The sequence below is a fragment of the Klebsiella sp. MPUS7 genome, from assembly GCF_009905335.1.
Taxonomy (GTDB): domain Bacteria; phylum Pseudomonadota; class Gammaproteobacteria; order Enterobacterales; family Enterobacteriaceae; genus Klebsiella; species Klebsiella grimontii.
Map to the genome: position 1 here is coordinate 627,858 of NZ_CP047604.1, position 24,647 is coordinate 652,504.

Annotated in this window: 26 protein-coding genes and 1 other RNA gene; 12 read left to right on the forward strand and 15 right to left on the reverse strand. The window is 55.2% G+C overall.

What is annotated here, in order from left to right; genetic code table 11:
- Positions 1 to 227 precede the first annotated feature (227 nt).
- Positions 228 to 1,022 carry a DeoR/GlpR family DNA-binding transcription regulator gene (locus GUC22_RS03040; protein WP_155553545.1) on the forward strand — a complete coding sequence of 265 codons (795 nt, stop codon included), beginning with the start codon at positions 228 to 230 and terminating at the stop codon, positions 1,020 to 1,022.
- A 10-nt stretch (positions 1,023 to 1,032) separates the two neighbouring features.
- On the forward strand, positions 1,033 to 1,980 hold the full coding sequence (locus GUC22_RS03045; RefSeq protein WP_004135886.1) for a sugar kinase: 948 nt from the start codon (positions 1,033 to 1,035) through the stop codon (positions 1,978 to 1,980).
- A gap of 50 nt (positions 1,981 to 2,030) precedes the next feature.
- Here the strand turns inward: GUC22_RS03045 and garD are convergent, their stop codons facing one another.
- Positions 2,031 to 3,602: a galactarate dehydratase gene (gene garD, locus GUC22_RS03050; RefSeq protein ID WP_154925501.1), complete on the reverse strand. Its 1,572-nt coding sequence runs from the start codon at positions 3,600 to 3,602 to the stop codon at positions 2,031 to 2,033.
- Between the two features lie 392 nt (positions 3,603 to 3,994).
- Here garD and garP point away from each other — a divergent pair, with 392 nt between their 5' ends.
- The 6 genes from garP to GUC22_RS03080 all read left to right on the forward strand — a co-directional run bounded on the left by garP (position 3,995) and on the right by GUC22_RS03080 (position 9,731).
- Positions 3,995 to 5,329 carry a galactarate/glucarate/glycerate transporter GarP gene (garP, locus tag GUC22_RS03055; RefSeq protein WP_160183343.1) on the forward strand — a complete coding sequence of 445 codons (1,335 nt, stop codon included), beginning with the start codon at positions 3,995 to 3,997 and terminating at the stop codon, positions 5,327 to 5,329.
- A 28-nt stretch (positions 5,330 to 5,357) separates the two neighbouring features.
- The gene (garL, locus tag GUC22_RS03060; RefSeq protein WP_024358723.1) at positions 5,358 to 6,128 is read left to right on the forward strand and encodes a 2-dehydro-3-deoxyglucarate aldolase; all 771 of its coding nucleotides are present in this window, start codon (positions 5,358 to 5,360) and stop codon (positions 6,126 to 6,128) included.
- A gap of 28 nt (positions 6,129 to 6,156) precedes the next feature.
- Entirely contained in the window at positions 6,157 to 7,047 is an 891-nt protein-coding gene (garR, locus tag GUC22_RS03065; protein WP_004105999.1) for a 2-hydroxy-3-oxopropionate reductase, read from the forward strand.
- Positions 7,048 to 7,112: 65 nt separating this feature from the next.
- Entirely contained in the window at positions 7,113 to 8,258 is a 1,146-nt protein-coding gene (gene garK / locus GUC22_RS03070; RefSeq protein ID WP_064343250.1) for a glycerate 2-kinase, read from the forward strand.
- A 32-nt stretch (positions 8,259 to 8,290) separates the two neighbouring features.
- An RNA gene (gene rnpB, locus GUC22_RS03075) (RNase P RNA component class A) lies at positions 8,291 to 8,669 on the forward strand.
- Positions 8,670 to 9,320: 651 nt separating this feature from the next.
- On the forward strand, positions 9,321 to 9,731 hold the full coding sequence (locus GUC22_RS03080; protein WP_004135900.1) for a Spy/CpxP family protein refolding chaperone: 411 nt from the start codon (positions 9,321 to 9,323) through the stop codon (positions 9,729 to 9,731).
- 33 nt (positions 9,732 to 9,764) lie between these two features.
- Here GUC22_RS03080 and GUC22_RS27240 read toward each other — a convergent pair whose 3' ends face one another.
- Entirely contained in the window at positions 9,765 to 9,926 is a 162-nt protein-coding gene (locus tag GUC22_RS27240; RefSeq protein WP_004135901.1) for a hypothetical protein, read from the reverse strand.
- Positions 9,927 to 9,950: 24 nt separating this feature from the next.
- A complete protein-coding gene (locus tag GUC22_RS03085) occupies positions 9,951 to 10,652 on the reverse strand; it encodes a pirin family protein (RefSeq protein ID WP_004135902.1) in 702 nt (233 codons plus the stop codon).
- Positions 10,653 to 10,756: 104 nt separating this feature from the next.
- Between GUC22_RS03085 and GUC22_RS03090 the strand changes: the two genes are divergently transcribed.
- On the forward strand, positions 10,757 to 11,653 hold the full coding sequence (locus GUC22_RS03090) for a LysR family transcriptional regulator (protein ID WP_024358719.1): 897 nt from the start codon (positions 10,757 to 10,759) through the stop codon (positions 11,651 to 11,653).
- A gap of 37 nt (positions 11,654 to 11,690) precedes the next feature.
- Here GUC22_RS03090 and GUC22_RS03095 read toward each other — a convergent pair whose 3' ends face one another.
- The 11 genes from GUC22_RS03095 to GUC22_RS03145 form a co-directional block, all read right to left on the reverse strand.
- The gene (locus tag GUC22_RS03095; RefSeq protein ID WP_004135903.1) at positions 11,691 to 12,059 is read right to left on the reverse strand and encodes a DUF805 domain-containing protein; all 369 of its coding nucleotides are present in this window, start codon (positions 12,057 to 12,059) and stop codon (positions 11,691 to 11,693) included.
- Positions 12,060 to 12,185: 126 nt separating this feature from the next.
- Complete coding sequence (locus GUC22_RS03100; protein WP_064411711.1) at positions 12,186 to 13,172, reverse strand: glutathione S-transferase family protein; 987 nt, start codon at positions 13,170 to 13,172, stop codon at positions 12,186 to 12,188.
- 74 nt (positions 13,173 to 13,246) lie between these two features.
- Positions 13,247 to 13,639, reverse strand: a complete 393-nt coding sequence (locus tag GUC22_RS03105) for a DoxX family protein (protein ID WP_004125512.1) — start codon at positions 13,637 to 13,639, stop codon at positions 13,247 to 13,249.
- 323 nt (positions 13,640 to 13,962) lie between these two features.
- On the reverse strand, positions 13,963 to 14,262 hold the full coding sequence (locus GUC22_RS03110; RefSeq protein ID WP_004135905.1) for a YqjK-like family protein: 300 nt from the start codon (positions 14,260 to 14,262) through the stop codon (positions 13,963 to 13,965).
- Entirely contained in the window at positions 14,259 to 14,657 is a 399-nt protein-coding gene (locus tag GUC22_RS03115) for a phage holin family protein (RefSeq protein WP_024358717.1), read from the reverse strand. The genes GUC22_RS03110 and GUC22_RS03115 overlap by 4 nt, the downstream gene beginning before the upstream one ends.
- A gap of 2 nt (positions 14,658 to 14,659) precedes the next feature.
- Positions 14,660 to 14,965, reverse strand: coding sequence for a DUF883 family protein (locus tag GUC22_RS03120; protein ID WP_004125506.1), 306 nt, complete (start codon positions 14,963 to 14,965; stop codon positions 14,660 to 14,662).
- A gap of 46 nt (positions 14,966 to 15,011) precedes the next feature.
- Entirely contained in the window at positions 15,012 to 15,380 is a 369-nt protein-coding gene (locus GUC22_RS03125) for a DUF1090 domain-containing protein (RefSeq protein WP_004125504.1), read from the reverse strand.
- A 150-nt stretch (positions 15,381 to 15,530) separates the two neighbouring features.
- Positions 15,531 to 15,908, reverse strand: a complete 378-nt coding sequence (gene mzrA / locus GUC22_RS03130; protein ID WP_162626098.1) for an EnvZ/OmpR regulon moderator MzrA — start codon at positions 15,906 to 15,908, stop codon at positions 15,531 to 15,533.
- An 8-nt stretch (positions 15,909 to 15,916) separates the two neighbouring features.
- Positions 15,917 to 16,579, reverse strand: coding sequence for a DedA family general envelope maintenance protein YqjA (gene yqjA / locus GUC22_RS03135; RefSeq protein ID WP_004125499.1), 663 nt, complete (start codon positions 16,577 to 16,579; stop codon positions 15,917 to 15,919).
- A gap of 338 nt (positions 16,580 to 16,917) precedes the next feature.
- On the reverse strand, positions 16,918 to 17,694 hold the full coding sequence (gene exuR, locus GUC22_RS03140) for a transcriptional regulator ExuR (protein WP_004135908.1): 777 nt from the start codon (positions 17,692 to 17,694) through the stop codon (positions 16,918 to 16,920).
- Positions 17,695 to 17,821: 127 nt separating this feature from the next.
- Positions 17,822 to 19,123: an MFS transporter gene (locus GUC22_RS03145; protein WP_004135911.1), complete on the reverse strand. Its 1,302-nt coding sequence runs from the start codon at positions 19,121 to 19,123 to the stop codon at positions 17,822 to 17,824.
- 482 nt (positions 19,124 to 19,605) lie between these two features.
- Between GUC22_RS03145 and uxaC the strand changes: the two genes are divergently transcribed.
- From uxaC to GUC22_RS03160, 3 genes are all read left to right on the forward strand, one after another.
- Positions 19,606 to 21,018, forward strand: a complete 1,413-nt coding sequence (gene uxaC, locus GUC22_RS03150; protein ID WP_004135913.1) for a glucuronate isomerase — start codon at positions 19,606 to 19,608, stop codon at positions 21,016 to 21,018.
- Positions 21,019 to 21,036: 18 nt separating this feature from the next.
- Positions 21,037 to 22,524, forward strand: coding sequence for a UxaA family hydrolase (locus tag GUC22_RS03155; RefSeq protein WP_064411709.1), 1,488 nt, complete (start codon positions 21,037 to 21,039; stop codon positions 22,522 to 22,524).
- A 94-nt stretch (positions 22,525 to 22,618) separates the two neighbouring features.
- Positions 22,619 to 23,173 (forward strand): YgjV family protein, encoded by a 555-nt coding sequence (locus GUC22_RS03160; RefSeq protein WP_004135916.1) that lies wholly within the window; start codon positions 22,619 to 22,621, stop codon positions 23,171 to 23,173.
- Between the two features lie 15 nt (positions 23,174 to 23,188).
- Here GUC22_RS03160 and sstT read toward each other — a convergent pair whose 3' ends face one another.
- On the reverse strand, positions 23,189 to 24,436 hold the full coding sequence (sstT, locus tag GUC22_RS03165) for a serine/threonine transporter SstT (RefSeq protein ID WP_082237627.1): 1,248 nt from the start codon (positions 24,434 to 24,436) through the stop codon (positions 23,189 to 23,191).
- Positions 24,437 to 24,647 lie beyond the last annotated feature (211 nt).

Here is a 24,647-nt window from a genome sequence, read left to right on the forward strand (position 1 = left end):
AATGAAAGTTATTCTGTCTTGTTTGTTTTCTTTTTTAAAATTATATTAAGAAGTGAGGTTGATTGTAAGTTTCTGAATTAAATGATTTTAATTTGGTATCAAACCCATATGGACGGCCTTACGTTTGACAATGTGGCGGGGAAATTTAAAAATGAAAGTTATTCTGGGAGAAAATAAGAAGGCACAACACTGTGGCAAAACCGTCAACAAGTCTGCTGAAAAGGCGCCTGGACATCGCGGAGATCGTGCGTAAGAACGGAGAGATCAAAGTCGACGATCTGGCTGAAATGCTGGCTGTTTCCGGGGTAACGATTCGTAACGATCTTAACTACCTTGAACAGCAGGGCTACCTGAAGCGCTCTTTTGGCGGCGCAATATACACTTCCCAGGCAGGGACGCCGGTTGCCCTGGTTCAGGAGGCGCCGGTTGTCACCGATAAAGCGCTGGAGACCGAAATGGCTCGCCAGATCGCCGCGCAGATCGAAGATAGTGAAACGCTATTCCTGGGTCAGGGCTCGATATTACGTAAAGTGATCCCCTTCCTTGCCGGTTATGACGAGCTGTGTCTACTGTTGAACGACCTGGCGCATGTGCCGCTGGCGCAGGAGTTTCTGAATGGCGAAACCGTGCTGCTCGGCGGCGTACTAGGGAGCAGCGGCAAAATAGTCGAAGGCGATCTGGCGTTAAGCGCGCTGGGTCATTATCGCCCCTCGCGAGCGCTGATAGCTGTCGATCATATTGCTGAGGATGGCACTTTAAGCGTCAGGCAGGAAGCCAGCGCCCGCCTGTTGAGCGAAGCGGTGTCGCAAAGCGAGAGGGTGATCGCGGTAGCCGCACATCGTCCGGTCTATGGCGATAAGCGTTACGCGATTGGCGAGTTGCAGCAACTTAGCGGCATCGTTACGCCGCAGGTGGTTGCCGCGGAGTATCACGCCCGCCTTCTTGCTGCCGGACTGACGAATAGCTATACCAATAACGAGTGCCTGACATGGCTCAACCCTGCTTTGCAAAAGGCAAAGTAAAGGAGCGATGATGAACGTGACCATTTGCACCATTGGCGAACTACTGGTGGAGTTTCTGGCAAAAGAAGAGAGCCAGGGTTTTTCTCGTCCGGGAGAGTTTTGGGGGCCATATCCCAGCGGCGCGCCAGCAATTTTCGCCGATCAGGTGGCGAAGCTGGGGCTAGGTTCGGTGCTTTTCAGCTGCGTCGGCAACGATGCTTTTGGGGAAATGAATATTGCGCGGCTGGAAAGCGATGGCGTCAACGTTAACGGGATCGCGATGCTGCAAAAGGCGACTACAGGCAGCGCTTTTGTGAGCTACCGCAGCCAGGCGCAGCGCGATTTTATTTTCAATATGCCAAACAGCGCCTGTGGTCTGCTAACCGCCGACCATATCGATGACCGCCTGCTTAACCAGTGCAACCATTTCCACATTATGGGCTCTTCGCTGTTTTCGTTTCGCATGATCGACGCGATGCGTAAAGCGATTGAAAATATTAAAGCGCGCGACGGCACGGTTTCGTTCGATCCCAATATCCGTAAAGAGATGCTCAATATCCCGGAAATGTCGCAGGCCTTTGAATATATTCTTGATTATACCGATATCTTCCTGCCAAGCGACGGCGAACTGGATTACTTTGGCCTCAACCCGGGGCGCGATGAACAGGTGCTGGTGGATAAGCTTTTAAAGCGCGGCGTAAAGCACGTGGTGATTAAACGCGGCCCGCGCGGAGCGAGCTATTTCAGCGCCCGGGAAACGCATCATGTTACCGGGTTTCATGTCCCGGTTGTGGATCCAACGGGAGCTGGCGACTGCTTCGGCGCGACCTTTGTCAGCCTGTTCCTGTCCGGCGCATCGCCGCAGGAGGCACTGAGATGGGCTAATGCCAGCGGCTCTCTGGCGATTTCCCGCCGTGGCCCGATGGAGGGAACTTCCACGAAGGCGCAGATAGAGGCCTTTCTTAACGCGCATCAATAGCGGAGGTATCCCGCCCGAAGCATCACGAGCGGGATAAATCGCTGATTCGATCAGGTCACCGGCGCCGGGTTAAACACCGCCAGCTGATTGTGCAATCCCCATTGATCCGAGAAGGTTTTCTTGCGGCCGCTGGCGACATCAAGAATAAACTCAAACAGCTTCAGCCCTACCTCTTCGATGGTTTCTTCGCCGGTGGCGATGGTTCCCGCGTTGATATCCATTAAGTCGTACCAGCGGTTTGCCAGCTCGGTACGCGTCGCCATTTTAATCACCGGCACGGCGACCAGGCCATACGGCGTACCGCGACCGGTAGTAAACACCTGCACGGTGATCCCGGACGCCACCTGCTGAGTACCGCAGACAAAGTCGCTCGCCGGCGTCGCGGCGTAAATCAGACCGCGTTTGGTTGGGCGTTGCCCCGGAGAGAGTACTTCGGCAATCGCGCTCTTCCCGGACTTGGCGATAGAGCCCAGCGCTTTCTCTACAACGTTCGCCAGGCCGCCTTTCTTGTTGCCCGGGGAGGGGTTGGCGCTGCGGTCGGTTTTGCCCATATCGAGATAGTTATCATACCAGGCCATCTCCTCCAGCAGGCGTTTACCGACTTCCTCGTTGATGGCGCGCGGCGTCAGAAGATGGATCGCATCGCGCACCTCGGTGACTTCGGAAAACATCACCGTCGCTCCGCAGCGCACCAGCAGATCGGACGCGTAGCCCACCGCCGGGTTGGCGGTGACGCCAGAAAACGCATCGCTGCCGCCGCACTGCATACCGACAACCAGCTCGGAGGCAGGGCAGGTTTCACGCTGGCGCTGGTTCAGTTTCTCCAGATGGCGCTCGGCGACCTGCAAGATGTCATCCACCATTGATTTAAAACCGACGTGCTTCTCATCCTGCAGGCTGACGATGCTGGCGCTATCCACCGGGATGCCTTTCACATCATCGGTGCCTTCCAGCAGGCGCTCCGGCTGCAGTTTTTCGCAGCCGAGGCCAATGACCATCACTTCGCCGCCGAAGTTTGGATTAAGCGCCAGGTTGTGAATGGTGCGGATGGGCACGACCGCCGCCGGGGCGTTAATCGCCACGCCGCAGCCATACAGGTGGTTCAGACCCACGACGCCATCGACGTTGGGATACTTCGGCAGCAGATCGCGTTCGATAATTTTCACCACGTAATCGACGACGCCCGCCACGCAGTGCACGCTGGTGCTAATGCCGAGCAGGTTTTTGGTGCCCACGCTCCCGTCGACGTTGCGATAGCCTTCGAAGGTATAGCCTTCCAGCGGCGGCAGCGGCGCCGGGACTTTGGTCGCCAGCGGCAAAGTATGCAGCGGCGGCGCTTTCGGCAGTTCGACCAGCGATTCGTCAATCCAGCTGCCCTGCGGGATATCGCGTACCGCGTAGCCAATCACTTCGCCATAGCGGATGATTTCACCGTGTACAGGAATATCGACCAGCGCGACTTTATGGCCTTGCGGGATATGTTCAACCAGCGTGAGCCCGTCAGGGAAACGCGTTCCGGCCGTTAAACCTCGATCGTTAACAATAATCGCCACGTTATCCGTTTCGTGTACTTTTATATAAAACGCCGTTGGCGATTCTTGCCTAATTTCAATGTCAGCCATTGTCCAGTATTCTCCAGCAAGGTGCGAATAATAAATAAAACGTTTATTCAATTTCTGATGTGCAGATTTGTGAAATAGAGAATGTCAGGTGTTTGAATCTGAAAATGTGATCTATATCACCCATTGCTGTGAGCGCCAATTCGCTAAAGTGGGAAATCGCTGGAACTGTGGATCAGCGCCCACTCATTGCTGCATTTGCACAACAATAACGATAATTAAACGCCATTTACAGGTTATGTGCACAGTGTTTAACGCTCGTAAGCTGATTATACTGAGTCATGCTTGCAATGCGCCGGATAAGTAAATCGATACCTTATGATATTGATTTCTGAATAATGAAGAGTCACACCAAAATAAATAATGGAAGGTGTGTTGTACCTGAGGAATATTAAATGAGTCTGGATGCAACGATAGAAAAGAAAAAGGAAGTGCCAACCCGATATTTAATTCTGTTGATCATTTTCATTGTTACCGCCGTTAACTATGCCGACCGGGCGACGCTGTCGATCGCCGGTACAGAGGTGGCGAAAGAGCTGCAGCTGAGCGCGGTATCAATGGGCTATATTTTCTCCGCTTTCGGCTGGGCCTACCTGCTGATGCAGATCCCCGGCGGCTGGCTGCTCGATAAATTTGGATCGAAAAAGGTCTACTCTTACAGCCTGTTCTTCTGGTCGCTGTTCACCTTCCTGCAAGGCTTTGTGGATATGTTTCCGCTGGCGTGGGCGGGCATCTCAATGTTTTTTATGCGCTTTATGCTGGGCTTTTCAGAAGCGCCTTCTTTCCCGGCAAACGCCCGTATCGTCGCGGCCTGGTTTCCGACGAAAGAGCGCGGCACCGCATCGGCGATCTTTAACTCCGCACAATATTTCTCCCTGGCGCTGTTCTCGCCGCTGCTGGGCTGGCTGACCTTCGCCTGGGGCTGGGAGCACGTTTTCACCGTGATGGGTGTGATTGGTTTTGTGCTGACCGGCCTGTGGATAAAACTGATCCATAATCCCACTGACCATCCGCGCATGACGCAAGAGGAGCTGAAGTTTATCTCCGAGAATGGCGCAGTGGTTGATATGGACCATAAAAAGCCCGGCAGCGCGGCGGCCAGCGGCCCGAAGCTTCACTATATCAAGCAGCTGCTGACCAACCGCATGATGCTGGGCGTATTCTTCGGTCAATATTTTATCAATACCATTACCTGGTTCTTCCTCACCTGGTTCCCGATTTATCTGGTGCAGGAAAAGGGTATGTCGATTCTGAAAGTGGGTCTGGTCGCATCGATTCCGGCGCTGTGCGGTTTTGCCGGCGGCGTGCTGGGCGGCGTGTTCTCTGACTATCTGATTAAACGCGGTTTTTCCATCACCGTGGCGCGTAAACTGCCGATCGTCCTCGGAATGCTGCTGGCGTCCACCATCATTCTGTGTAACTACACCGATAACACCGCGCTGGTGGTGACCCTGATGGCGCTGGCTTTCTTCGGTAAAGGGTTCGGCGCGCTGGGCTGGCCGGTAATTTCCGATACCGCGCCGAAAGAGATTGTCGGCCTGTGCGGCGGCGTCTTTAACGTATTTGGTAACGTCGCTTCCATCGTAACCCCGCTGGTTATCGGTTACCTGGTGAGCGAGCTGCACTCATTCAACGCAGCGCTGGTCTTCGTCGGATGTTCGGCCCTGATGGCGATGGTTTGCTATCTGTTTGTGGTCGGCGACATCAAACGAATGGAACTGCAGAAATAATTAACGGTTAAGTGACAAGGTATAAGTGATGAATAACGATATCTTCCCGAACAAATTTAAGGCGGCCCTGGCGGCGCATCAGGTTCAGATTGGCTGCTGGTCCGCGCTGGCGAGCCCAATTAGCACCGAAGTTTTAGGTCTGGCAGGTTTCGACTGGCTGGTACTGGACGGCGAACATGCGCCGAACGATATCTCCACCTTTATCCCGCAGCTGATGGCGCTGAAAGGCAGCGCCAGCGCGCCGGTCGTCCGCGTACCGACCAATGAGCCGGTGATCATTAAGCGTCTGCTGGATATCGGTTTTTATAACTTCCTGATTCCGTTTGTCGAAACGGAAGAGCAGGCGGTTAACGCCGTCGCCTCAACCCGCTACCCGCCTGAAGGCATTCGCGGCGTATCTGTATCGCACCGCGCCAATATGTTTGGCACCGTGCCGGATTACTTCGCGCAGTCGAACAAAAATATCACCATTCTCGTGCAAATCGAGAGCCAGCAGGGCGTGGATAACGTTGATGCGATAGCCGCCACGCCGGGCGTGGACGGTATTTTTGTCGGCCCAAGCGATCTGGCCGCTGCGCTGGGCCATCTGGGCAATGCTTCCCATCCGGAAGTGCAGAAAGCGATTCAGCACATTTTTGCCAGCGCGAAGAAGCACGGTAAGCCGAGCGGTATTCTGGCGCCGGTTGAAGCCGACGCGCGCCGCTATCTGGAATGGGGCGCGACCTTTGTCGCCGTCGGCAGCGACCTGGGCGTATTCCGCTCTGCCACGCAGAAACTGGCTGACTCCTTTAAGAAATAACCACCACCGAAACTAGAGAGATAAAGACATGACAATGAAAGTTGGTTTTATTGGCCTCGGTATCATGGGTAAACCAATGAGTAAAAACCTCCTCAAGGCAGGTTACTCGTTGGTGGTTGCTGACCGTAATCCGGAAGCGATTGCCGAAGTGATTGCCGCAGGCGCAGAAACCGCCGCGTCAGCGAAAGCGATTGCCGAGCAATGCGATGTGATCATCACCATGCTGCCGAACTCGCCGCATGTGAAAGAAGTGGCGCTGGGCGAAGGCGGCATTATCGAAGGCGCGAAGCCGGGCACCGTGCTTATCGATATGAGCTCCATTGCGCCGCTGGCGAGCCGCGAAATCAGCGAAGCGCTGAAAGCGAAAGGCGTCGATATGCTGGATGCGCCGGTCAGCGGCGGCGAACCGAAGGCCATCGACGGTACGCTGTCGGTGATGGTGGGCGGTGATAAAGCGATTTTCGACAAATATTACGATCTGCTGAAAGCGATGGCGGGTTCCGTGGTGCATACCGGCGAGATCGGCGCGGGCAACGTGACCAAGCTGGCCAACCAGGTGATCGTGGCGCTGAACATTGCGGCGATGTCCGAAGCGCTGACGCTGGCGACCAAAGCGGGCGTAAACCCGGATCTGGTGTATCAGGCCATTCGCGGCGGGCTGGCCGGGAGCACCGTGCTGGATGCCAAAGCGCCAATGGTGATGGACCGCAACTTCAAGCCGGGCTTCCGTATCGATCTGCATATTAAAGATCTGGCGAATGCGCTGGACACCTCCCACGGCGTGGGCGCCCAGCTGCCGCTGACCGCCGCGGTGATGGAGATGATGCAGGCGCTGCGCGCCGACGGTTTGGGTACCGCCGACCATAGCGCGCTTGCATGTTACTACGAAAAACTGGCGAAAGTGGAAGTCACTCGCTAACAAGAAGGGCGCGGATGCGCGCCCTGTAATTCTTGCCTTGCGCGGCACTGTCAGGCTACATAACTATGAAAATCGTAATCGCCCCAGACTCTTATAAAGAAAGCCTCTCGGCCACCGAGGTTGCTCAGGCTATAGAAAAAGGTTTTCGGGAAATTTTCCCCGATGCGCTCTACGTGAAGGTTCCTCTCGCCGATGGCGGAGAGGGGACCGTTGAGGCGATGATTGCCGCGACGCAGGGAACCGAAATGAGCGCCTGCGTGACGGGGCCGCTGGGCGTCCCGGTGGATGCCTGCTGGGGGCTTTCCGGCGATGGCAAAACCGCGTTTATCGAAATGGCGGCGGCCAGCGGGCTGGGGCTGGTGCCGCCCGCTCAGCGTAATCCGCTACTGACGACATCGCGCGGTACCGGCGAGCTGATTCTGCACGCACTGGATCACGGAGCGAAAAACATCATTATTGGCATTGGCGGCAGCGCCACCAACGACGGGGGCGCGGGGATGGTGCAGGCGCTGGGCGCGCGTCTTTGCGATGCCAATGGCGCGGAGATCGGCCACGGCGGCGGTAGCCTGGGTGGTCTGAATTCGATAGATATCTCCGGTCTTGATGCCCGACTGCATGATTGCGCCATTCGGGTCGCCTGCGATGTCACCAATCCGCTGATCGGCGATACCGGCGCATCAAGGATATTTGGCCCGCAGAAAGGGGCTACCGAAGCGATGATCCGCGAGCTGGACAGCAACCTGGCGCACTATGCGGACGTTATTAAGGCCGATCTGCATGTCGATGTGAAGCAGGTTGCTGGCGCGGGCGCCGCGGGCGGTATGGGCGCTGCGCTGATGGCGTTTCTCAATGCTGAATTACGCAGCGGGATTGAAATCGTGACCCAGGCGCTGAATCTGGAAGAGCATATTCTCGATTGCTCGCTGGTGGTGACCGGCGAAGGCCGGCTGGATAGCCAGAGCATTAACGGTAAAGTGCCGGTTGGCGTGGCGAGCGTGGCGAAAAAGTACCATAAGCCGGTGATTGGTATCGCCGGCAGCCTGACCCGCGACGTGGGCGTGGTTCATCAGTATGGGATTGATGCGGTATTTAGCGTGCTGACCAGCGTAACGACGCTGGAAGAGGCGTTTCGCGGCGCGGCGGACAATATTTATCGTGCGTCGCGTAATATTGCGGCGACATTGCAGGTCGGGATGGCGACGGAAGGATGACAACCGCCGGCAAACCCTCTATACTTCGCGCCGAAGCTGACCAGACAGTCGCCGCTTCGTCGTCGTCCTCTTCGGGGGAGACGGGCGGAGGGGAGGAAAGTCCGGGCTCCATAGGGCAGGGTGCCAGGTAACGCCTGGGAGGCGCAAGCCTACGACCAGTGCAACAGAGAGCAAACCGCCGATGGCCCACGCAAGTGGGATCAGGTAAGGGTGAAAGGGTGCGGTAAGAGCGCACCGCGCGTCTGGTAACAGTTCGCGGCACGGTAAACTCCACCCGGAGCAAGGCCAAATAGGGGTTCACAAGGTACGGCCCGTACTGAACCCGGGTAGGCTGCTTGAGCCAGTGAGCGATTGCTGGCCTAGATGAATGACTGTCCACGACAGAACCCGGCTTAACGGTCAGCTTCCTCATTCAAAGAAAACCCTCGTCAGAAATGGCGGGGGTTTTTGCTTCATATGGCAGGTTGAAACACAGGGCAGATGAATACCTGTCCACGACGCTATACCCAAAAGAAAGCGGCTTAACGGTCAGCTTCCTCATTCAAAGAAAACCCTCGTCAGCAATGGCGGGGGTTTTTGCTTCATACGGCAGGTTGAAACACAGGACAGATGAATGCCTGTCCACGACGCTATACCCAAAAGAAAGCGGCTTAACGGTCAGCTTCCTCATTCAAAGAAAACCCTCGTCAGCAATGGCGGGGGTTTTTGCTTCATACGGCAGGTTGAAACACAGGGCAGATGAATGGCTGTCCACGACGCTAGCGGGCATAGGGCGCGGGTGTAGTCGATCAGGTAAGGCGTCAGCCACCACCTGGCAATAAAGCGGAGACAACGCGCAAGGCAGGTCTGCCATCAACCGCAGGATGAATCATACGGCCATTAATTTTCCTTTCTTATTTATTATATATTTTAAATAAATGCATTTGGTTTTATTATTCATATTTATTATGTGTTTTCTTTTTTTAACTACATTTATATGCACTATTTTTTACATTTCTTCATCTGCTTCTGAAAAATAATAGCCAGCCACATCGGTGATAATTAATCAGGATAAAAGAAAAAATGAAATTAATGACCCGCATTGCAGTGACAACCGTCCTCGCCACTGGCTTCTCAATGGCGGCACAGGCTGCGGATGTTAACGCTGCGCCAGCCCCGGCGCAGGATCCGATCGTCCAGCACTTAAAACTGACCAACGATCAGGTAACGAAAATTAAAAGCCTGCATCAGCAGCTGGAGAAAAGCGTTCAGCAGATCTCGCAGAAAGATATTAAAGACGGCGTATTATTTGATGTAATTGATTCCGGAAAATGGAATGAAAAAGCGGTCAAAGATCAGCTGGCGGCGTTTAGCAAAGTCGAACAGCAGGTTCGCTATTATCGCGTGAAGTACTATTTTGATGTCAATCAGGTCCTGACGCCAGAACAGCGTAAGCAGGTACAAAAAGATTTAGCTCAGGCACTGAGTGAGTAAATCTATCGGCCCCGGCTGGGGCCGATATTGACGTCAGGCGACGCTTTCTTCATCCTGGAGCCGTATCTCCGCTTCTGCGACGATCGCCTCCAGCTCGCTTAACATCTCTTCATAACCAAAACCCACCGTTGTCATGGTTTCTGGTTGCGGCTGCGGCACTGCTAGCGCCACTTTTTTGGTTTTCTTCTTGCCCACTGACACACTCCCTTACTGCCGTTGTTACACAGGTAAATCTATCAGCAAAGCGCGCAGCGGCGTATCGGCGACGAGGGTAATGTTAGCTTCGTCACGAATAAACGCGCCATCGCCGCAGGTCAATGCCTGTTTCTCTTCTTCCTGTACCCGTGCATGCACCGTGCCATGAATCGACTGCAGGTAGGCCCGTGGGCCGTGGAGCTGCACGCTAAGCTGCTCGCCTTTCGCCAGATTGATATGGTGGATCCATACCTGCTGGCGCAGCTGGAGACTCTTCTGGCTGCCGTCCGGCGAAGCCAGCAGCTGCTGAGCTCCCTCGGCGATAGCGATTTTTTGCACCAGCGGGTTTTCATGCTGCGGGCAGGCATCCAGCCACAGTTGCATTCGCGTCAGCGAGCGCTCTTTGCTCAGGTTGTGCTCGCTGTAGCTCACGCCGGGCTGGGTAGAAATCAGCAGCGCTTCGCCAGCTTTCGCCTGGATATGGTTGCCATCGCTGTCGCGGTATTCCGCTTCACCTTCCAGAATCAGGTTCAGAATGTCGACTTTCGGATAGGTGCGCGGCTGAAACGACGCGCCGGGCGCCAGAACTTCCTGGTTGAGCACGCGCAGCGACGCGTAACCTAGCAATTTCGGGTCGAAGTAGTGGCCAAAGGAAAAGGTGTAGCGGGCCTGCAGCCAGCCGAAGTCAGCTTGACCGCACTGTTTGGCTGTTCGGGTTGTAATCATCTTCTTGACCTCTCTTTACACTAAATCAATGGTAAAGGTATGGACGCTGTATTGTTAGCCAGATATTCTGCCCGGTATGTTCAAATTTCCTGAATGAGAGTGCGATGGCTAAAGAGAGAGCATTAACGCTGGAAGCGTTACGCGTAATGGATGCGATTGACCGGCGCGGAAGCTTTGCGGCGGCGGCCGATGAACTGGGTCGAGTGCCTTCCGCGCTCAGCTATACCATGCAAAAGCTGGAAGAGGAGCTGGATGTCGTTCTGTTCGACCGTTCAGGTCATCGAACAAAATTCACCAATGTTGGCCGAATGCTGCTCGAGCGCGGGCGCGTTTTGCTGGAGGCGGCGGATAAACTGACAACCGATGCCGAAGCGCTATCGCGCGGCTGGGAAACGCACCTGACCATCGTCACCGAGGCGCTGGTGCCCACCACCGGCCTGTTCCCGTTAATTGAAAAGCTGGCAACCAAATCGAACACTCAGCTGTCGATTATTACCGAAGTGCTGGCCGGGGCATGGGAGCGCCTTGAGCAGGGGAGGGCGGATATTGTCGTCGCGCCGGATATGCATTTTCGCTCTTCCTCGGAAATTAACTCCCGGAAGCTCTATTCGGTAATGAGCGTCTACGTTGCCGCGCCGGATCATCCCATTCACCAGGAACCGGAGCCGCTCTCTGAAGTGACGCGCGTTAAGTACCGCGGCGTGGCGGTGGCGGATACCGCCCGCGAGCGTCCGGTGCTGACGGTGCAGCTGCTCGACAAACAGCCGCGATTAACCGTGAGCTCGATCGAAGATAAACGCCAGGCCCTGCTGGCAGGACTGGGCGTCGCCACGATGCCATATCCGCTGGTTGAGCAGGATATTGCCGAAGGGCGTCTTCGGGTGGTCAGCCCGGAGTACAGCAACGAGATCGACATTATTATGGCCTGGCGCCGGGACAGCATGGGGGAGGCGAAATCATGGTGTCTGCGGGAAATTCCGAAGCTATTTATGGTCAGATAAAACAAATTGCGCCCCTTTTTAACGAGGGGCGCATTGTTCAGTAGGAAGTCGGTTTGGGATCCGGCCCGAAGCGGTTATTGCCGGGAGTGCCGTTCTGGCAATTGAAGACCAGGATCACCAGCCAGCCGATAATGGGGATCAGCAGTAATAACAGCCACCAGGCCGAGCGGTCGGTGTCGTGCAATCGACGAAACTGCACCGCCCACCACGGTAAGAAGATCAGCACGCCATAGATGGTCGTCAGAATGCCCTCTCCTCCTGCGCGCTGCCATCCAAGCATTTTATCAATGATGCTGAGTACGCCGGTCAGGATGATGTTGACCAGAATAAACATCCAGTACTCTTTGCGCCGGGCGCGGCCGCCAAATCCAATGTAATTTTTTAATACTTTAAGATACCAGTCCATTTCTACGCCTCGATTAACCGTCAATCACTTGTTTTTAAAGCGATCGAAATAAGAATAGACGTGAATGAAATGGCGGTAAATATTTGTTTTGTGAATTATTGGGCGCGGTAAATCGCGCCCAATCGCTTAGCGGAAGAGAAGATCGCGGCCGTGCGGCTCGTTAAGATCCTGCTGCGGGCCGACGGAGATGATCCCGGTCGGGTTGATCGTCTTATGGCTTCGGTAGTAATGGTTGCGAATATGGGCGAAGTCCACCGTTTCCGCGACGCCCGGCATCTGGTAGATGTCGCGCAGGAAACCGTAAAGATTGAGATAATCGCTGATGCGGCGTTTGTCGCATTTAAAGTGGGTCACATACACCGGGTCGAAACGAACCAGGGTGGTCCACAGACGAATATCAGCCTCCGTCAGCTGATTACCGGTCAGGAAGCGGTGTTGGCCGAGGATTTGCTCCAGACGTTCCAGCGAGGTAAATACCCCATCGACCGCTTCGTCATAGGCCTGCTGGCTGGTGGCGAATCCGGCTTTATAGACCCCATTGTTGACGTTGTCATAGATCCAGCCGTTCAGCTCATCAATTTGCGCGCGCAGCGCCGGCGGGTAGTAATCTCCTGCGCGGGCGCCCAGTCCGTCAAAGGCGGTATTCAACATGCGGATGATTTCCGCCGACTCATTGCTGACAATGGTTTGCTGCTTCTTGTCCCACAATACCGGCACCGTAACGCGCCCGCTGTAGTGCGGATCGGCATGCAGATAGAGCTGATAGAGAAATTCGTGCTGGTAGAGGGTATCGCCCGTGGCTGCCGGGAAGCTATCGTCGAAAGTCCAGCCGTTTTCAAACATCAGGGGGTTGACCACGGAGACGGAAATAAACGGCTCAAGCCCTTTCAGGCTGCGCAGAATCAAGGTGCGATGCGCCCATGGACAGGCAAGAGAAACGTACAGATGGTAACGGTCTTTTTCCGCAGCGAATCCGGCTTGGCCGCTTGGGCCCGGCGCGCCATCGGCGGTTAGCCAGTTGCGGAAGGCGGAAACAGAACGCTTGAATCGCCCCCCGGTGGATTTGGTGTCATACCAGGTATCGTGCCAGACGCCGTCAACTAATTGTCCCATTGTTGCCTCCTTCAGATAGCAAAAGCGAGGAGATATCCCCTCGCTTTTTTAGATTTTCACTCAGTATAGTGTGCTTACCACTTTTTATTCAGGACGCGGTCAATACTAAACGCGCCTGGACCGGTGATAGCCAGCAGCAGGAAGCCGCCTGCGATGCTCAGGTTCTTCATGAACATCAGCGAGTTCACGCCCTCAGCAAAGTTGCTGTGGAACAGAAACGCGGTCAGTACGGTGAAGCCCGCGGTGAACAGCGCGGTGGTACGGGTCAGGAAACCGAACAGGATTGCCAGACCGCCGCCGAACTCAAGCAGGATAACCAGCGGCAGCATAAACCCAGGGACGCCCATGGCTTCCATATATTGTTGTGTACCCGCATACCCGGTAATTTTTCCCCAACCTGCGGTAATGAACAGAATGGGCATCAGAATGCGCGCTACCAATACACCAACATCTTCTAATTTTTTCATTTCTAACTCCAGGAAACCCAAAGGGCGGCGATTTCGTTTTTTGGTGCAATCCTGCGTAGTTACGCGGGCTTGCTGTCGATGGAGAGGATATTAGCGAGGATGAGATGTGATTGTTAGCAAGGAAAACTGTAGTTCTTTTTCAAAGTTTCTGAGCAATTATTGATAAACGAAATGAATAGAAAGGGTGATATAGCGGCGCAGCGGGAGAGTGATTAGGGCGGCGAGCAGAAGGGCAAATCTGATGGGACAGTACGACGATATTGATGCCGGGCGGCGGCTGGCGCCTGACCCGGCTGACATAACCCAGACGTGAGAAATCAGCCTTAGCGCGATGCGGTCTGCTGCAACAGCTTGCGGGCCATACGCCAGGTGCTCCAGATACCGAGGCTGCGTTTTGTCCAGCGGAGCAAAAAGCGCGGATGGCGAACGGACCATACCGCGACGAGGCCGCTGCCGACCATTGCCCATGAACGCAGGTTGAGCAGGGTGTTCCAGCCACGGTCGATTGGCGCGGTCGCCTCAAGCCAGCGGCGGCGGCTGGCGTTGAGATCCAGCCGCTGCTGTTGGATTTGACGTAGCAAAAGCGCCTTTTGCCGTTCGCGTTCCTGCTGGTCGCGGCTCATGACTTGTCATCCTCCAGCAATGCCCGGTCATTAGCCAGCTCCTGGCGCGTCAGGCGCAGGAACGTCGAACGACGCGCTTTGCGTAACGTCCAGATCCCGCCAATGAGCGCCGCCAGCAGCAGAATCACGGTGGTGGCGATCATCACGTTTAACCGATATTGCGCATCGACGGCCCAGATGATGAGGACTAACAGGCTCATCAGGCCGAACGCGGCGAACAGCAGCGTCAGCCCGAGCATCAGGAATAGCTGGAAGAGATTGGCTTTCTCCTCTTCCAGCTCCACGACGACGAGGCGCAGACGCGTTTCGACCATTTCGACCAGCAGGGTGACTATCCGCTGGCCAATGCCGAAAACGCTTTGCCCCGGCCCTTGCGTGCTTTGAGAATTCGCCATAATCAACGACGCGTCAGCAGGACACCCAGCACCAGCCCGACGGCAGCACCAATTCCTACGCCGGTCCACGGGTTTTCACGGACGTATTCATCCGCACGCGCAGCGGTTTCGCGCGTTTGCTTCACAATGGCGTCGCTGGTTTCACCCAGGCGAACGCGGCTCTCTTTCAGCGCGCTTTCGGCTTTACTACGCAGTTTACCAATCTCTTCTTTCGACTTATCCGTGGAGGAGTTCAGCACTTCTTCCAGGGTATCAGCCAGCGTTTTCAGTTCCGCACGCAGGTCTTCTGCAACGTTATCTTTAGCCATGTTTTATCTCCTGTGAAAGTGGTCCATATTGGTCTTGCTTAATCGATTAGTACTCGCGAGACTGTAGCGCTTTCAGCTCTTGCTGCGCTTCATCAAGTTTACGTTGACGCTTGCTGATTTTATCAGCATCGCCTTTCTGTTCGGCTTCGCGCAGGTCATTCTGGCGTTCGCTTATTTCTGCCTGCTGTTTGGCGATTTTTTTCTGGTGATCGGCTTTGAGCTGGCTGTCGCTACAGTTTGCCTGCACTTCGCTAAGCGCCCGTTTCAGACCATCAATACGGTGCTGGTTATGATGTTTTTCGGCGTAGCTTATCTCCCGCTGAATATCTTGTTCTTTTTCCTGACAAGGGGAGATGGCAAAGGCGCTGGCGCTCAGTGAAGACAGAACCAGGATCAAAGCAATGCGGTGTTTCATGGATACGACCTTCCATTGTGTGAGGGAATATCTGAAGGATATACCCTATCCAGTTGATTAACGTGAGCCTGGTGACTCCCGCAGACTTAATGATAGTAAGTAAAACGGGAAATCACCAAACAGGGTGAAAATATTCGGAATTTTCGTGCATTATCCGAATCTGTGCGGGGTATCGCGCAGGCGCGAAATCCAGGCGGTAGGCGAATCATCATCTTCCAGTAAAGCGATAATATAGCCATGCGGCAGGGCGCGGCCCAAAACTTCTTTTGCCGCGGCGCCCTGAGCGCTGGAGTCAAACTTGATGATCAAGCCGTCATTCTGCGGCGTAATGCTTTTAAAGCGGATGCCGTTAGCGTCGAGATGATGCCAGACGGAAAACCCGTCCGGCATGCTGATACCCTGGCTGACGGGACGAATAGCCAGGGTCGACTCCTGCTGTTGCACGGTGAGCCAGAGCCAGAACAGGCCGCACAGGAGTAGCGAACCGCCCAGCACCCAGCTTATCTGACGCAGAGAGGATCGTTGCATCGCCATTGTTAGCCCCGGCTTCTGTATTTTTTCTTCCACAGGACAATCAGCGAACCAATCAGGCCAAATACCAGCAGCGCGACGGGCAGCAGCATCAGGCAGGACATCAGCTGATCTTCATACTTCAGGAATACCGGTGTTTTTCCCAGCAGGTACCCCAGGGAGGTCAGAATCAGGACCCACAGCAGACCGCTCATCCAGTTAAAAAACTGGAAGCGTGCGCTGCTCAGGCCGGATAGCCCGGCGATGGTCGGCAGCAGCGTACGAACGAAGGCGATAAAGCGGCCAATCAGCAGCGCGGAAAGCCCGTGCTTATGGAACAGATGATGCGCGCGCTGGTGGTAGTGTGAGGGAAGGTGCGATAGCCAGTTTTGTACGATTCGCGTATTACCCAGCCAGCGGCCCTGAATATAGCTTAGCCAGCAGCCGAGACTTGCCGCAGCGGTAAGCAGCAGCAGCGTTTCCGGAAAGCCCATCGCGCCTTTAGCAATCAGGACGCCGACCAGCACCAGCAGGCTATCGCCGGGCAAAAAGGCGGCAGGCAGTAAACCGTTCTCAAGGAACAAAATCATAAATAAGACAAAGTACAACATGCCAATCATGGATGGATTAGCGAGAGTTTCGTAATCCTGAGCCCACAAGGCATTCAATAATTGGGTTAATAGTTCCATTCACGATTCCTGGTACATCGGTTAACGGCACGTCTGAACGCGGTATATGCACGGCGACATAGCTTTTTATTAGATTAGGGTCGCTGCTGCGCTCTGAACGGTTCCCTGTTTAAAAGTGAAGTAAGCCAAAGCTAACTCTCAGAACGACAAAATGCATCTAATTGTAACAAACCCGCTGACTTTACGTCAGAGAAATTGCAGTTTGTTGCATTCTGATTTTGCTGATTGCGAAGGAGGGTGGCGAGTGTATTTACACAGGCTGACACTATATATGCTTTGCTTACCCTGAGGGCGTTGCGGGCAGTGAAGGAATCGCTGCCCGGTATGGGGATAAGCGTCTATTTTACGCCGTTGGCGGCCGTATCGAGGTGAACCACCGGATTATCGGCAAACAGGTAGCGATCGGCGTTAAATTCAAAGTCATCGCTGGTTTCGTTGAACAACATCAGCTTGGTATTTTCCAGATGCTGCCACATGGCCAGCTTCGCCGCATGCGGATCTTTGCGAATCAGCGCCTTAAGAATTTGGTCATGATCGTCGCACCAGTTATCGACGGTACGCGAGTCGATATGATCGTGCAGTTTTTTCCAGTATGGGTTATGCACGCGCTGGGTCCACATTTTTTCTACGATGGCGGCTAACGCGGTGTTTTGCGTCGCCAGCGCCACCTGGACATGGAACTGAAGATCCCATTCGGAATCGCGAAAGCACTTCTCTTTACGCGCATTTTCCTGGATCTCCATCAGCTTCATGATGTCCTGCTTGGTCACCTGAGTCGCCGCGAATTCGGCAATATTGCTTTCTATCAGCTGGCGGGCCTGCAACAGCTCAAAAGGACCATAATTGGCGAATTCCAGCGATTCATCGGCAATTTGCTGATGTTTTGGATGATTGGAGATGACGTGGATGCCGGAGCCTTTGCGAACCTCAACGTAGCCTTCAACTTCCAGCATAATGATGGCTTCGCGAACCACGGTACGACTCACGCTTTTTTCGTCAGCGATAAACCGCTCTGCGGGTAGCTTATCGCCCACAAGGTAGACGCCTTGTTCAATGCGCGACTTAAGCTCAGCGGCAAGCTGCTGATACAGACGACGCGATTCAGTGATTTCCATATTCGCTCCCGGGAGATGGCGACAATATTGGATTTGTTATACCACTTTTACGCGCTTCTCACCATAAAAACAGACGAAAAAGCCGCCTGTATCAAGGCGGCTTCGGATGGGGGCAACTCGCCTGCGTTTAGCTTTGCGTGGCGGGTTTACTCGTTTCCAGCGGCGTACTGTCGTCATCCGCTGATTTATTTTTCAGCACCGTCCAGATAACTACGGCGCCCAGCACATCGAAAACCGCCAGCACGGCGAACAGCGGGCTAAAGCCGATTGTATCCGCCAGCGCGCCGACCACTAGGGCGAACATAGTGCTCGCCAGCCATGCGGCCATGCCGGTCATGCCGTTCGCCGTCGCCACTTCGTTACGCCCAAATACGTCGGAAGAGAGGGTAATTAACGCGCCGGACAGCGCCTGGTGAGCAAAGCCGCCGACGCACAGCAGGGCGATGGCGACAAACGGGCTGGTGAACAGACCGATCATCCCTGGGCCAATCATCAGCAGCGCGCCCATGGTCACCACCATTTTACGCGAAACGATCAGGTTAACGCCAAACCAGCGCTGGAACAGCGGCGGCAGATAGCCCCCAACGATGCAGCCGAGGTCGGCAAACAGCATCGGCATCCACGCAAACATCGCAATCTCTTTCAGGTTAAAGCCGTAGACTTTAAACATGAATAGCGGGATCCAGGCGTTGAAGGTCCCCCACGCCGGCTCGGCAAGGAAACGCGGCAGGGCGATACCCCAGAACTGACGGTTGCGCAGAATCTGCCACGGAGACATTTTCTTACCGTTGTTGGTCTGATGATGGGATTCCTGGCCACCGATAATATAGTTGCGTTCTTCTTCCGTTAATTTTTTCTGATCGCGCGGGTGTTTGTAGAAAACCAGCCACGCCATCGCCCAGGCAAAGCTCAGAACGCCGGAGATGATAAACGCCATCTGCCAGCTGTGCATCACGATAGCCCAAACCACCAGCGGCGGGGCAATCATGGCGCCGATGGAGGAGCCGACGTTGAAGTAACCCACGGCGATAGAACGCTCTTTTGCCGGGAACCATTCGGAGCTGGCTTTCAGACCCGCAGGGATCATGGCCGCTTCGGCGGCACCCACCGCGCCGCGCGCCAGCGCCAGTCCGCCCCAGCTTCCCGCCAGCGCCGTAGAGCCGCAGAACACCGCCCAGGCGATAGCAAAGAAGGCATAGCCGATTTTAGTGCCTAACACGTCCAGCACGTAGCCGGCGACGGGCTGCATAACGGTATAGGCAGCGGAATAGGCCGCGATGATATAGGAATACTGTTGGGTGGAGATGTGTAACTCTTCCATCAGAGTCGGCGCAGCTGCCGCCACAGTGTTACGCGTCAGGTACCCCAGCACGGTGCCTAACGTCACCAGCGCGATCATGTACCAACGTAACCCTTTAATTTTACGCATGTAAACCTCATCGTTTGTTATATATCCGCAGCGGGTGCGGCTATCTTCCAGCCCAGTCACTGAGGCGAAGAAGGTGAAACGGAGGGTTCAGGAGAGGAAACCTCGTATGGCCCGAACCTTGCCATCAACTGTTGTGTCTAAATTCGGTGTCCATACCGGTAAATCCGACGTGATTGTTCGTCGGTAATGCATTCCGTCGGTTTATATGTTTCGACGGCAGCAAGATAACTTGTCATACAACTTCAAAAGTTGAGTGACGTCACAAAAGTGGGAAAGTTTGTGTGGGCATTCATTCTTGCGACAAAGGCCAGAGCTGGCGCGCTTTAGCGGGGATTTTACTCCTTTGATGGTACTTTTTTTGTCGTCGTTTATTGATCTAACTCACGAAAAATACTTCGGTCTGTAGAAATTGGTGTGATAACTTTGTCAGCATTATAGTCAATCATCTGATGGGCTCCTCCGGGGGCGAAGAGGACACGAAAATGACACCGTTTATGACCGAAGATTTCCTGCTTGATACTGAGTTTGCCCGCCGCCTGTACCACGATTACGCGAAAGACCAGCCGATTTTCGACTATCACTGCCACCTGCCGCCGCAGCAGATTGCCGAGAATTATCGCTTCAAAAATCTGTATGACATCTGGCTGAAAGGCGATCACTACAAGTGGCGCGCGATGCGCACCAACGGCGTAGCCGAGCGTCTGTGTACCGGCGACGCCTCCGATCGCGAGAAATTTGACGCCTGGGCGGCCACCGTACCGCATACCATCGGCAACCCGTTATACCACTGGACCCATCTTGAGCTGCGCCGCCCTTTTGGTATTACAGGTAAGGTGCTCTCGCCGGCAACGGCGGATGAAATCTGGAATCAGTGCAACGATCTGCTGGCGCAGGAGAGCTTCTCCGCTCGCGGCATCATGCAGCAGATGAACGTGAAAATGGTCGGCACCACCGACGATCCGGTCGATTCGCTGGAGCATCACGCCTCCGTCGCGAAAGACAGCTCATTCTCCGTCAAGGTGCTGCCGAGCTGGCGCCCGGACAAAGCGTTCAACATTGAGCAGGCAACTTTCAACGACTACATGGCGAAGCTGGGCGACGTGTCTGACACCGATATCCGCCGCTTTGCCGATCTCCAGTCCGCGCTGACCAAACGTCTGGATCACTTTGCCGCTCACGGCTGTAAAGTTTCTGACCACGCGCTGGACGTGGTGCTGTTCGCGGAAGCCAACGAAAGCGAACTGGATAGCATCCTGGCGCGCCGTCTGGCCGGTGAAGCTCTCAGCGAGCATGAAGTCGCGCAGTTCAAAACCGCGGTTCTGGTGTTCCTCGGCGCGGAATATGCCCGCCGCGGATGGGTACAGCAGTATCACATCGGCGCGCTGCGCAATAACAACCTGCGTCAGTTCAAGCTGTTAGGGCCGGATGTGGGTTTTGACTCCATCAACGACCGTCCGATGGCGGAAGAGCTGTCCAAACTGCTCAGCAAGCAGAACGAAGAAAACCTGCTGCCAAAAACCATCCTCTACTGCCTGAATCCTCGCGATAACGAAGTGCTGGGCACCATGATCGGCAACTTCCAGGGCGAAGGCATGCCGGGCAAGATGCAGTTCGGTTCCGGCTGGTGGTTTAACGATCAGAAAGACGGTATGGAACGTCAGATGACCCAACTGGCGCAGCTTGGCCTGCTGAGCCGCTTTGTCGGCATGCTGACCGATAGCCGCAGCTTCCTCTCCTACACCCGTCATGAATACTTCCGCCGCATCCTGTGCCAGATGATTGGCCGCTGGGTTGAAGCGGGAGAAGCCCCGGCGGACATTCAGCTGCTGGGCGAGATGGTGAAAAACATTTGCTTTAACAATGCGCGTGACTACTTCGCCATTGAACTGAACTAAGACCAGAGGTCGGTTGATATGCAATACATTAAAATCCATTCGCACGATAACGTCGCGGTAGCGTTGGCGGATATGGCGGCAGGCACGGTAGTCACCATTGACGGCGATACGGTCACGTTGGCTCAGGATATTGCGCGCGGGCATAAGTTTACGCTGCGCGGGATTGCGAAAGGAGACAACGTCATTAAGTATGGTCTGCCGATAGGACATGCGCTGGCGGATATTGCGCCGGGGGAACATATTCACTCCCACAATACGCGTACTAACCTGAGCGATCTCGACGCGTATAGCTATCAACCGGATCTTAGCGAGCCCGCCGCACAGCCGGCGGATCGCGACATCCAGATTTATCGTCGCGCTAACGGCGAAGTCGGGGTGCGCAACGAGCTGTGGATCCTGCCGACCGTCGGCTGCGTCAACGCCATGGCGCGCCAGATGCAGAACCGTTTTCTGAAGGAAACCAACGACGCGGAAGGTATCGACGGCGTTCACCTTTTCAGCCACACCTACGGCTGCTCGCAGCTCGGGGACGATCACATTAACACCCGCACTATGCTGCAAAACATGGTGCGTCACCCGAACGCCGGGGCGGTACTGGTGGTCGGTCTGGGCTGCGAAAACAATCAGGTCGACGCCTTCCGCGAAACGCTGGGTGAATTCGACCCTGAGCGCGTTCACTTTATGATCTGTCAGCACCAGGATGATGAAGTAGAAGCCGGGCTGGAGCATCTACGTCAGCTATATGACGTGATGCGCCATGACAAGCGCGAGCCGGGTAAGCTGAGCGAACTGAAGTTTGGTCTCGAGTGCGGCGGTTCTGACGGTCTGTCCGGCATTACCGCTAACCCGATGCTGGGCCGCTTCTCGGATTATCTGATTGCCAACGGCGGCACCACCGTCCTGACCGAAGTGCCGGAAATGTTCGGCGCCGAGCAGCTGCTGATGAGCCACTGTCGCGACGAAGAGACCTTCGGCAAGCTGGTGACGATGGTCAATGATTTCAAGCAGTACTTTATCGCCCATGACCAGCCGATTTACGAGAATCCGTCGCCGGGCAACAAGGCGGGCGGTATCACTACGCTTGAGGATAAATCGTTGGGCTGCACGCAGAAAGCGGGCTCCAGCCAGGTGGTTGACGTCCTGCGCTACGGCGAGCGGCTGAAAGTTCACGGTCTTAACCTGCTGAGCGCCCCGGGCAACGACGCGGTAGCGACCAGCGCGCTGGCCGGCGCGGGCTGCCATATGGTGCTCTTCAGTACCGGGCGCGGCACGCCGTACGGCGGTTTCGTGCCGACGGTGAAAATTGCCACCAACAGCGAACTGGCGGCGAAGAAAAAGCACTGGATCGACTTCGATGCCGGTCAGCTGATTCACGGTAAAGCGATGCCGCAGCTGCTGGAGGAGTTCGTCGATACCATTGTGGACTTCGCTAACGGTAAGCAGACCTGTAATGAGCGGAATGATTTCCGCGAGCTGGCGATATTTAAAAGCGGCGTGACGTTGTAGACCTGATAAACAGGCACAGGTAATAGCGTGACACTCGTTTTTAAAAGCGGCGTTTCAGATAATGATGCGCCGTTTTGTTTTATAAGGACTTTTCATGACCGCGTATTGGCTTGCCCAGGGCGTCGGCGTTATCGCCTTTCTGATCGGGATTACGACTTTTTTCAACCGCGATGAGCGCCGCTTTAAGCTGCAGCTGGCTGTCTATAGCGCCACCATTGGCGTGCATTTCTTTTTAATGGGCGCGTGGCCGGCGGGAATGAGCGCCGAGCTGAATACCGTCCGCACCCTGGTCTCCATGCGTACCCGCAGGATGTGGGTGATGGCCCTGTTTATCGTACTCACGCTGGTACTGGGGCTGGCGAAGCTGCAGCATGCTATGGAGCTGCTGCCGATTATTGGCACGCTGGCCAGCACCTGGGCGCTCTTTCGCTGCTCGGGGTTAACCGTCCGCTGCGTCATGTGGTGCGCGACCGCCTGCTGGGTAATCCACAACTTCTGGCTGGGCTCGATCGGCGGCACCCTGATTGAAGGCAGCTTCCTGTTGATGAACGGTATGAACATCATCCGTTTCCGGCGGATGCAAAAGCGGGGAATCGACCCGTTTAAAGTCGAAAAGGCGGTACAGGGAGAGACCCCCTCCGCGCGTTAGCGGAGGGGGAGGGAATCAGTTGCGCAGGGCGTTTTTGGCAATCTGTTCGTCTTCGGCGATACAGGCGGCGGCGGTAAACAGAACGTCGGTGGAGGAGTTCAGCGCGGTTTCGCAGGAGTCCTGCAATACGCCGATAATAAAGCCCACGGCGACCACCTGCATGGCCACATCGTTCGGAATGCCGAACATGTTACAGGCCAGCGGGATCAGCAGCAGCGAACCGCCCGCCACGCCGGAAGCGCCGCAGGCGCACAGCGAAGCGACGACGCTCAGCAGCAGCGCGGTCGGCAGATCTACCGGAACATTCAGCGTATGCACGGCCGCCAGGGTGAGTACCGTAATGGTAATCGCCGCGCCGGCCATGTTGATGGTGGCGCCCAGCGGAATGGAAACCGAGTAGGTATCGCGGTCCAGGTTCAGCTTTTCACTCAGCGCCATATTCACCGGGATATTGGCGGCGGAGCTACGGGTGAAGAAGGCGTAAACGCCGCTTTCGCGCAGGCAGAGCAGCACCAGCGGGTAGGGGTTACGGCGGATTTTCCAGAACACCAGCAGCGGGTTAATCACCAGCGCCACCAGCAGCATGCAGCCAACCAGTACCAGCAGCAGTTGGGCATAACCCCAGAGGGTCTCAAAACCGGTGGTCGCCAGCGTCGAGGCGACGAGGCCGAAGATGCCCAGCGGCGCGAAGCGAATCACCACTTTAACGATAAAGGTCACCGCGTGAGAAACGTCATTAATCAGGTTTTTGGTGGTTTCATTACCGTGGCGCAGCGCGAATCCTAAACCGACGGCCCACACCAGAATCCCGATATAGTTGGCGTTCAGCAGCGCGTCTATCGGGTTGGAAACCATGCTCATCAGCAGCCCGCGCAGGACTTCGACGATACCCGATGGCGGAGTGATGCTCTCTGCCGCGGCGTTCAGGTGCAGCGTAGACGGGAAGATAAAGCTAAACACTACCGCGGCTAACGCGGCGGCGAATGTCCCCAGCAGATAGAGGAACAGGATCGGGCGAATACTGGTTTTTTGCCCCTGCTGGTGGTTGGCGATGGAGGCCATGACCAGCATCAGCACCAGCACCGGCGCTACCGCTTTCAGCGCGCCGACAAACAGCGTGCCCAGCAGCCCAACCGCCACGGCGGCCGGTTTTGAGACCGTCGCCAGCAGTACGCCGAGCACCAGACCGATTAAAATTTGTTTGACCAGGCTACCCTGAGCCAGCCGCCGTAGCAGGGTCGAGCGGGGTGATTGTGTTGCCATGCTTCATTCCTTCCAGTGATGTTGCTGTCCGTCCCGGCGACGTATTATTGGTCACGTTTATGTCCGGATGTAAATAAATGTTTGCCTGGTTGAGTATACGGAAAGAACGCTATTGGGGAAGGGTAAAATGCTGTTACCTGCGCTGAGATCTTATTTTTTAACTGTATATTAACTATTTTGTGACATGAGTAAGAATAATACGCGGAGAAAG

Excerpts from the sequence above, each read along its gene's own strand:
- GUC22_RS03045 (WP_004135886.1), top strand. The coding sequence starts at position 1,033 with ATGAACGTGACCATTTGCACCATTGGCGAACTACTGGTGGAGTTTCTG.
- garD (WP_154925501.1), bottom strand. The coding sequence starts at position 3,602 with ATGGCTGACATTGAAATTAGGCAAGAATCGCCAACGGCGTTTTATATA.
- garP (WP_160183343.1), top strand. The coding sequence starts at position 3,995 with ATGAGTCTGGATGCAACGATAGAAAAGAAAAAGGAAGTGCCAACCCGA.
- garL (WP_024358723.1), top strand. The coding sequence starts at position 5,358 with ATGAATAACGATATCTTCCCGAACAAATTTAAGGCGGCCCTGGCGGCG.
- garR (WP_004105999.1), top strand. The coding sequence starts at position 6,157 with ATGACAATGAAAGTTGGTTTTATTGGCCTCGGTATCATGGGTAAACCA.
- garK (WP_064343250.1), top strand. The coding sequence starts at position 7,113 with ATGAAAATCGTAATCGCCCCAGACTCTTATAAAGAAAGCCTCTCGGCC.
- GUC22_RS03080 (WP_004135900.1), top strand. The coding sequence starts at position 9,321 with ATGAAATTAATGACCCGCATTGCAGTGACAACCGTCCTCGCCACTGGC.
- GUC22_RS03085 (WP_004135902.1), bottom strand. The coding sequence starts at position 10,652 with ATGATTACAACCCGAACAGCCAAACAGTGCGGTCAAGCTGACTTCGGC.
- GUC22_RS03090 (WP_024358719.1), top strand. The coding sequence starts at position 10,757 with ATGGCTAAAGAGAGAGCATTAACGCTGGAAGCGTTACGCGTAATGGAT.
- GUC22_RS03095 (WP_004135903.1), bottom strand. The coding sequence starts at position 12,059 with ATGGACTGGTATCTTAAAGTATTAAAAAATTACATTGGATTTGGCGGC.
- GUC22_RS03100 (WP_064411711.1), bottom strand. The coding sequence starts at position 13,172 with ATGGGACAATTAGTTGACGGCGTCTGGCACGATACCTGGTATGACACC.
- GUC22_RS03105 (WP_004125512.1), bottom strand. The coding sequence starts at position 13,639 with ATGAAAAAATTAGAAGATGTTGGTGTATTGGTAGCGCGCATTCTGATG.
- GUC22_RS03110 (WP_004135905.1), bottom strand. The coding sequence starts at position 14,262 with ATGAGCCGCGACCAGCAGGAACGCGAACGGCAAAAGGCGCTTTTGCTA.
- GUC22_RS03115 (WP_024358717.1), bottom strand. The coding sequence starts at position 14,657 with ATGGCGAATTCTCAAAGCACGCAAGGGCCGGGGCAAAGCGTTTTCGGC.
- GUC22_RS03120 (WP_004125506.1), bottom strand. The coding sequence starts at position 14,965 with ATGGCTAAAGATAACGTTGCAGAAGACCTGCGTGCGGAACTGAAAACG.
- GUC22_RS03125 (WP_004125504.1), bottom strand. The coding sequence starts at position 15,380 with ATGAAACACCGCATTGCTTTGATCCTGGTTCTGTCTTCACTGAGCGCC.
- mzrA (WP_162626098.1), bottom strand. The coding sequence starts at position 15,908 with ATGCAACGATCCTCTCTGCGTCAGATAAGCTGGGTGCTGGGCGGTTCG.
- yqjA (WP_004125499.1), bottom strand. The coding sequence starts at position 16,579 with ATGGAACTATTAACCCAATTATTGAATGCCTTGTGGGCTCAGGATTAC.
- exuR (WP_004135908.1), bottom strand. The coding sequence starts at position 17,694 with ATGGAAATCACTGAATCGCGTCGTCTGTATCAGCAGCTTGCCGCTGAG.
- GUC22_RS03145 (WP_004135911.1), bottom strand. The coding sequence starts at position 19,123 with ATGCGTAAAATTAAAGGGTTACGTTGGTACATGATCGCGCTGGTGACG.
- uxaC (WP_004135913.1), top strand. The coding sequence starts at position 19,606 with ATGACACCGTTTATGACCGAAGATTTCCTGCTTGATACTGAGTTTGCC.
- GUC22_RS03155 (WP_064411709.1), top strand. The coding sequence starts at position 21,037 with ATGCAATACATTAAAATCCATTCGCACGATAACGTCGCGGTAGCGTTG.
- GUC22_RS03160 (WP_004135916.1), top strand. The coding sequence starts at position 22,619 with ATGACCGCGTATTGGCTTGCCCAGGGCGTCGGCGTTATCGCCTTTCTG.
- sstT (WP_082237627.1), bottom strand. The coding sequence starts at position 24,436 with ATGGCAACACAATCACCCCGCTCGACCCTGCTACGGCGGCTGGCTCAG.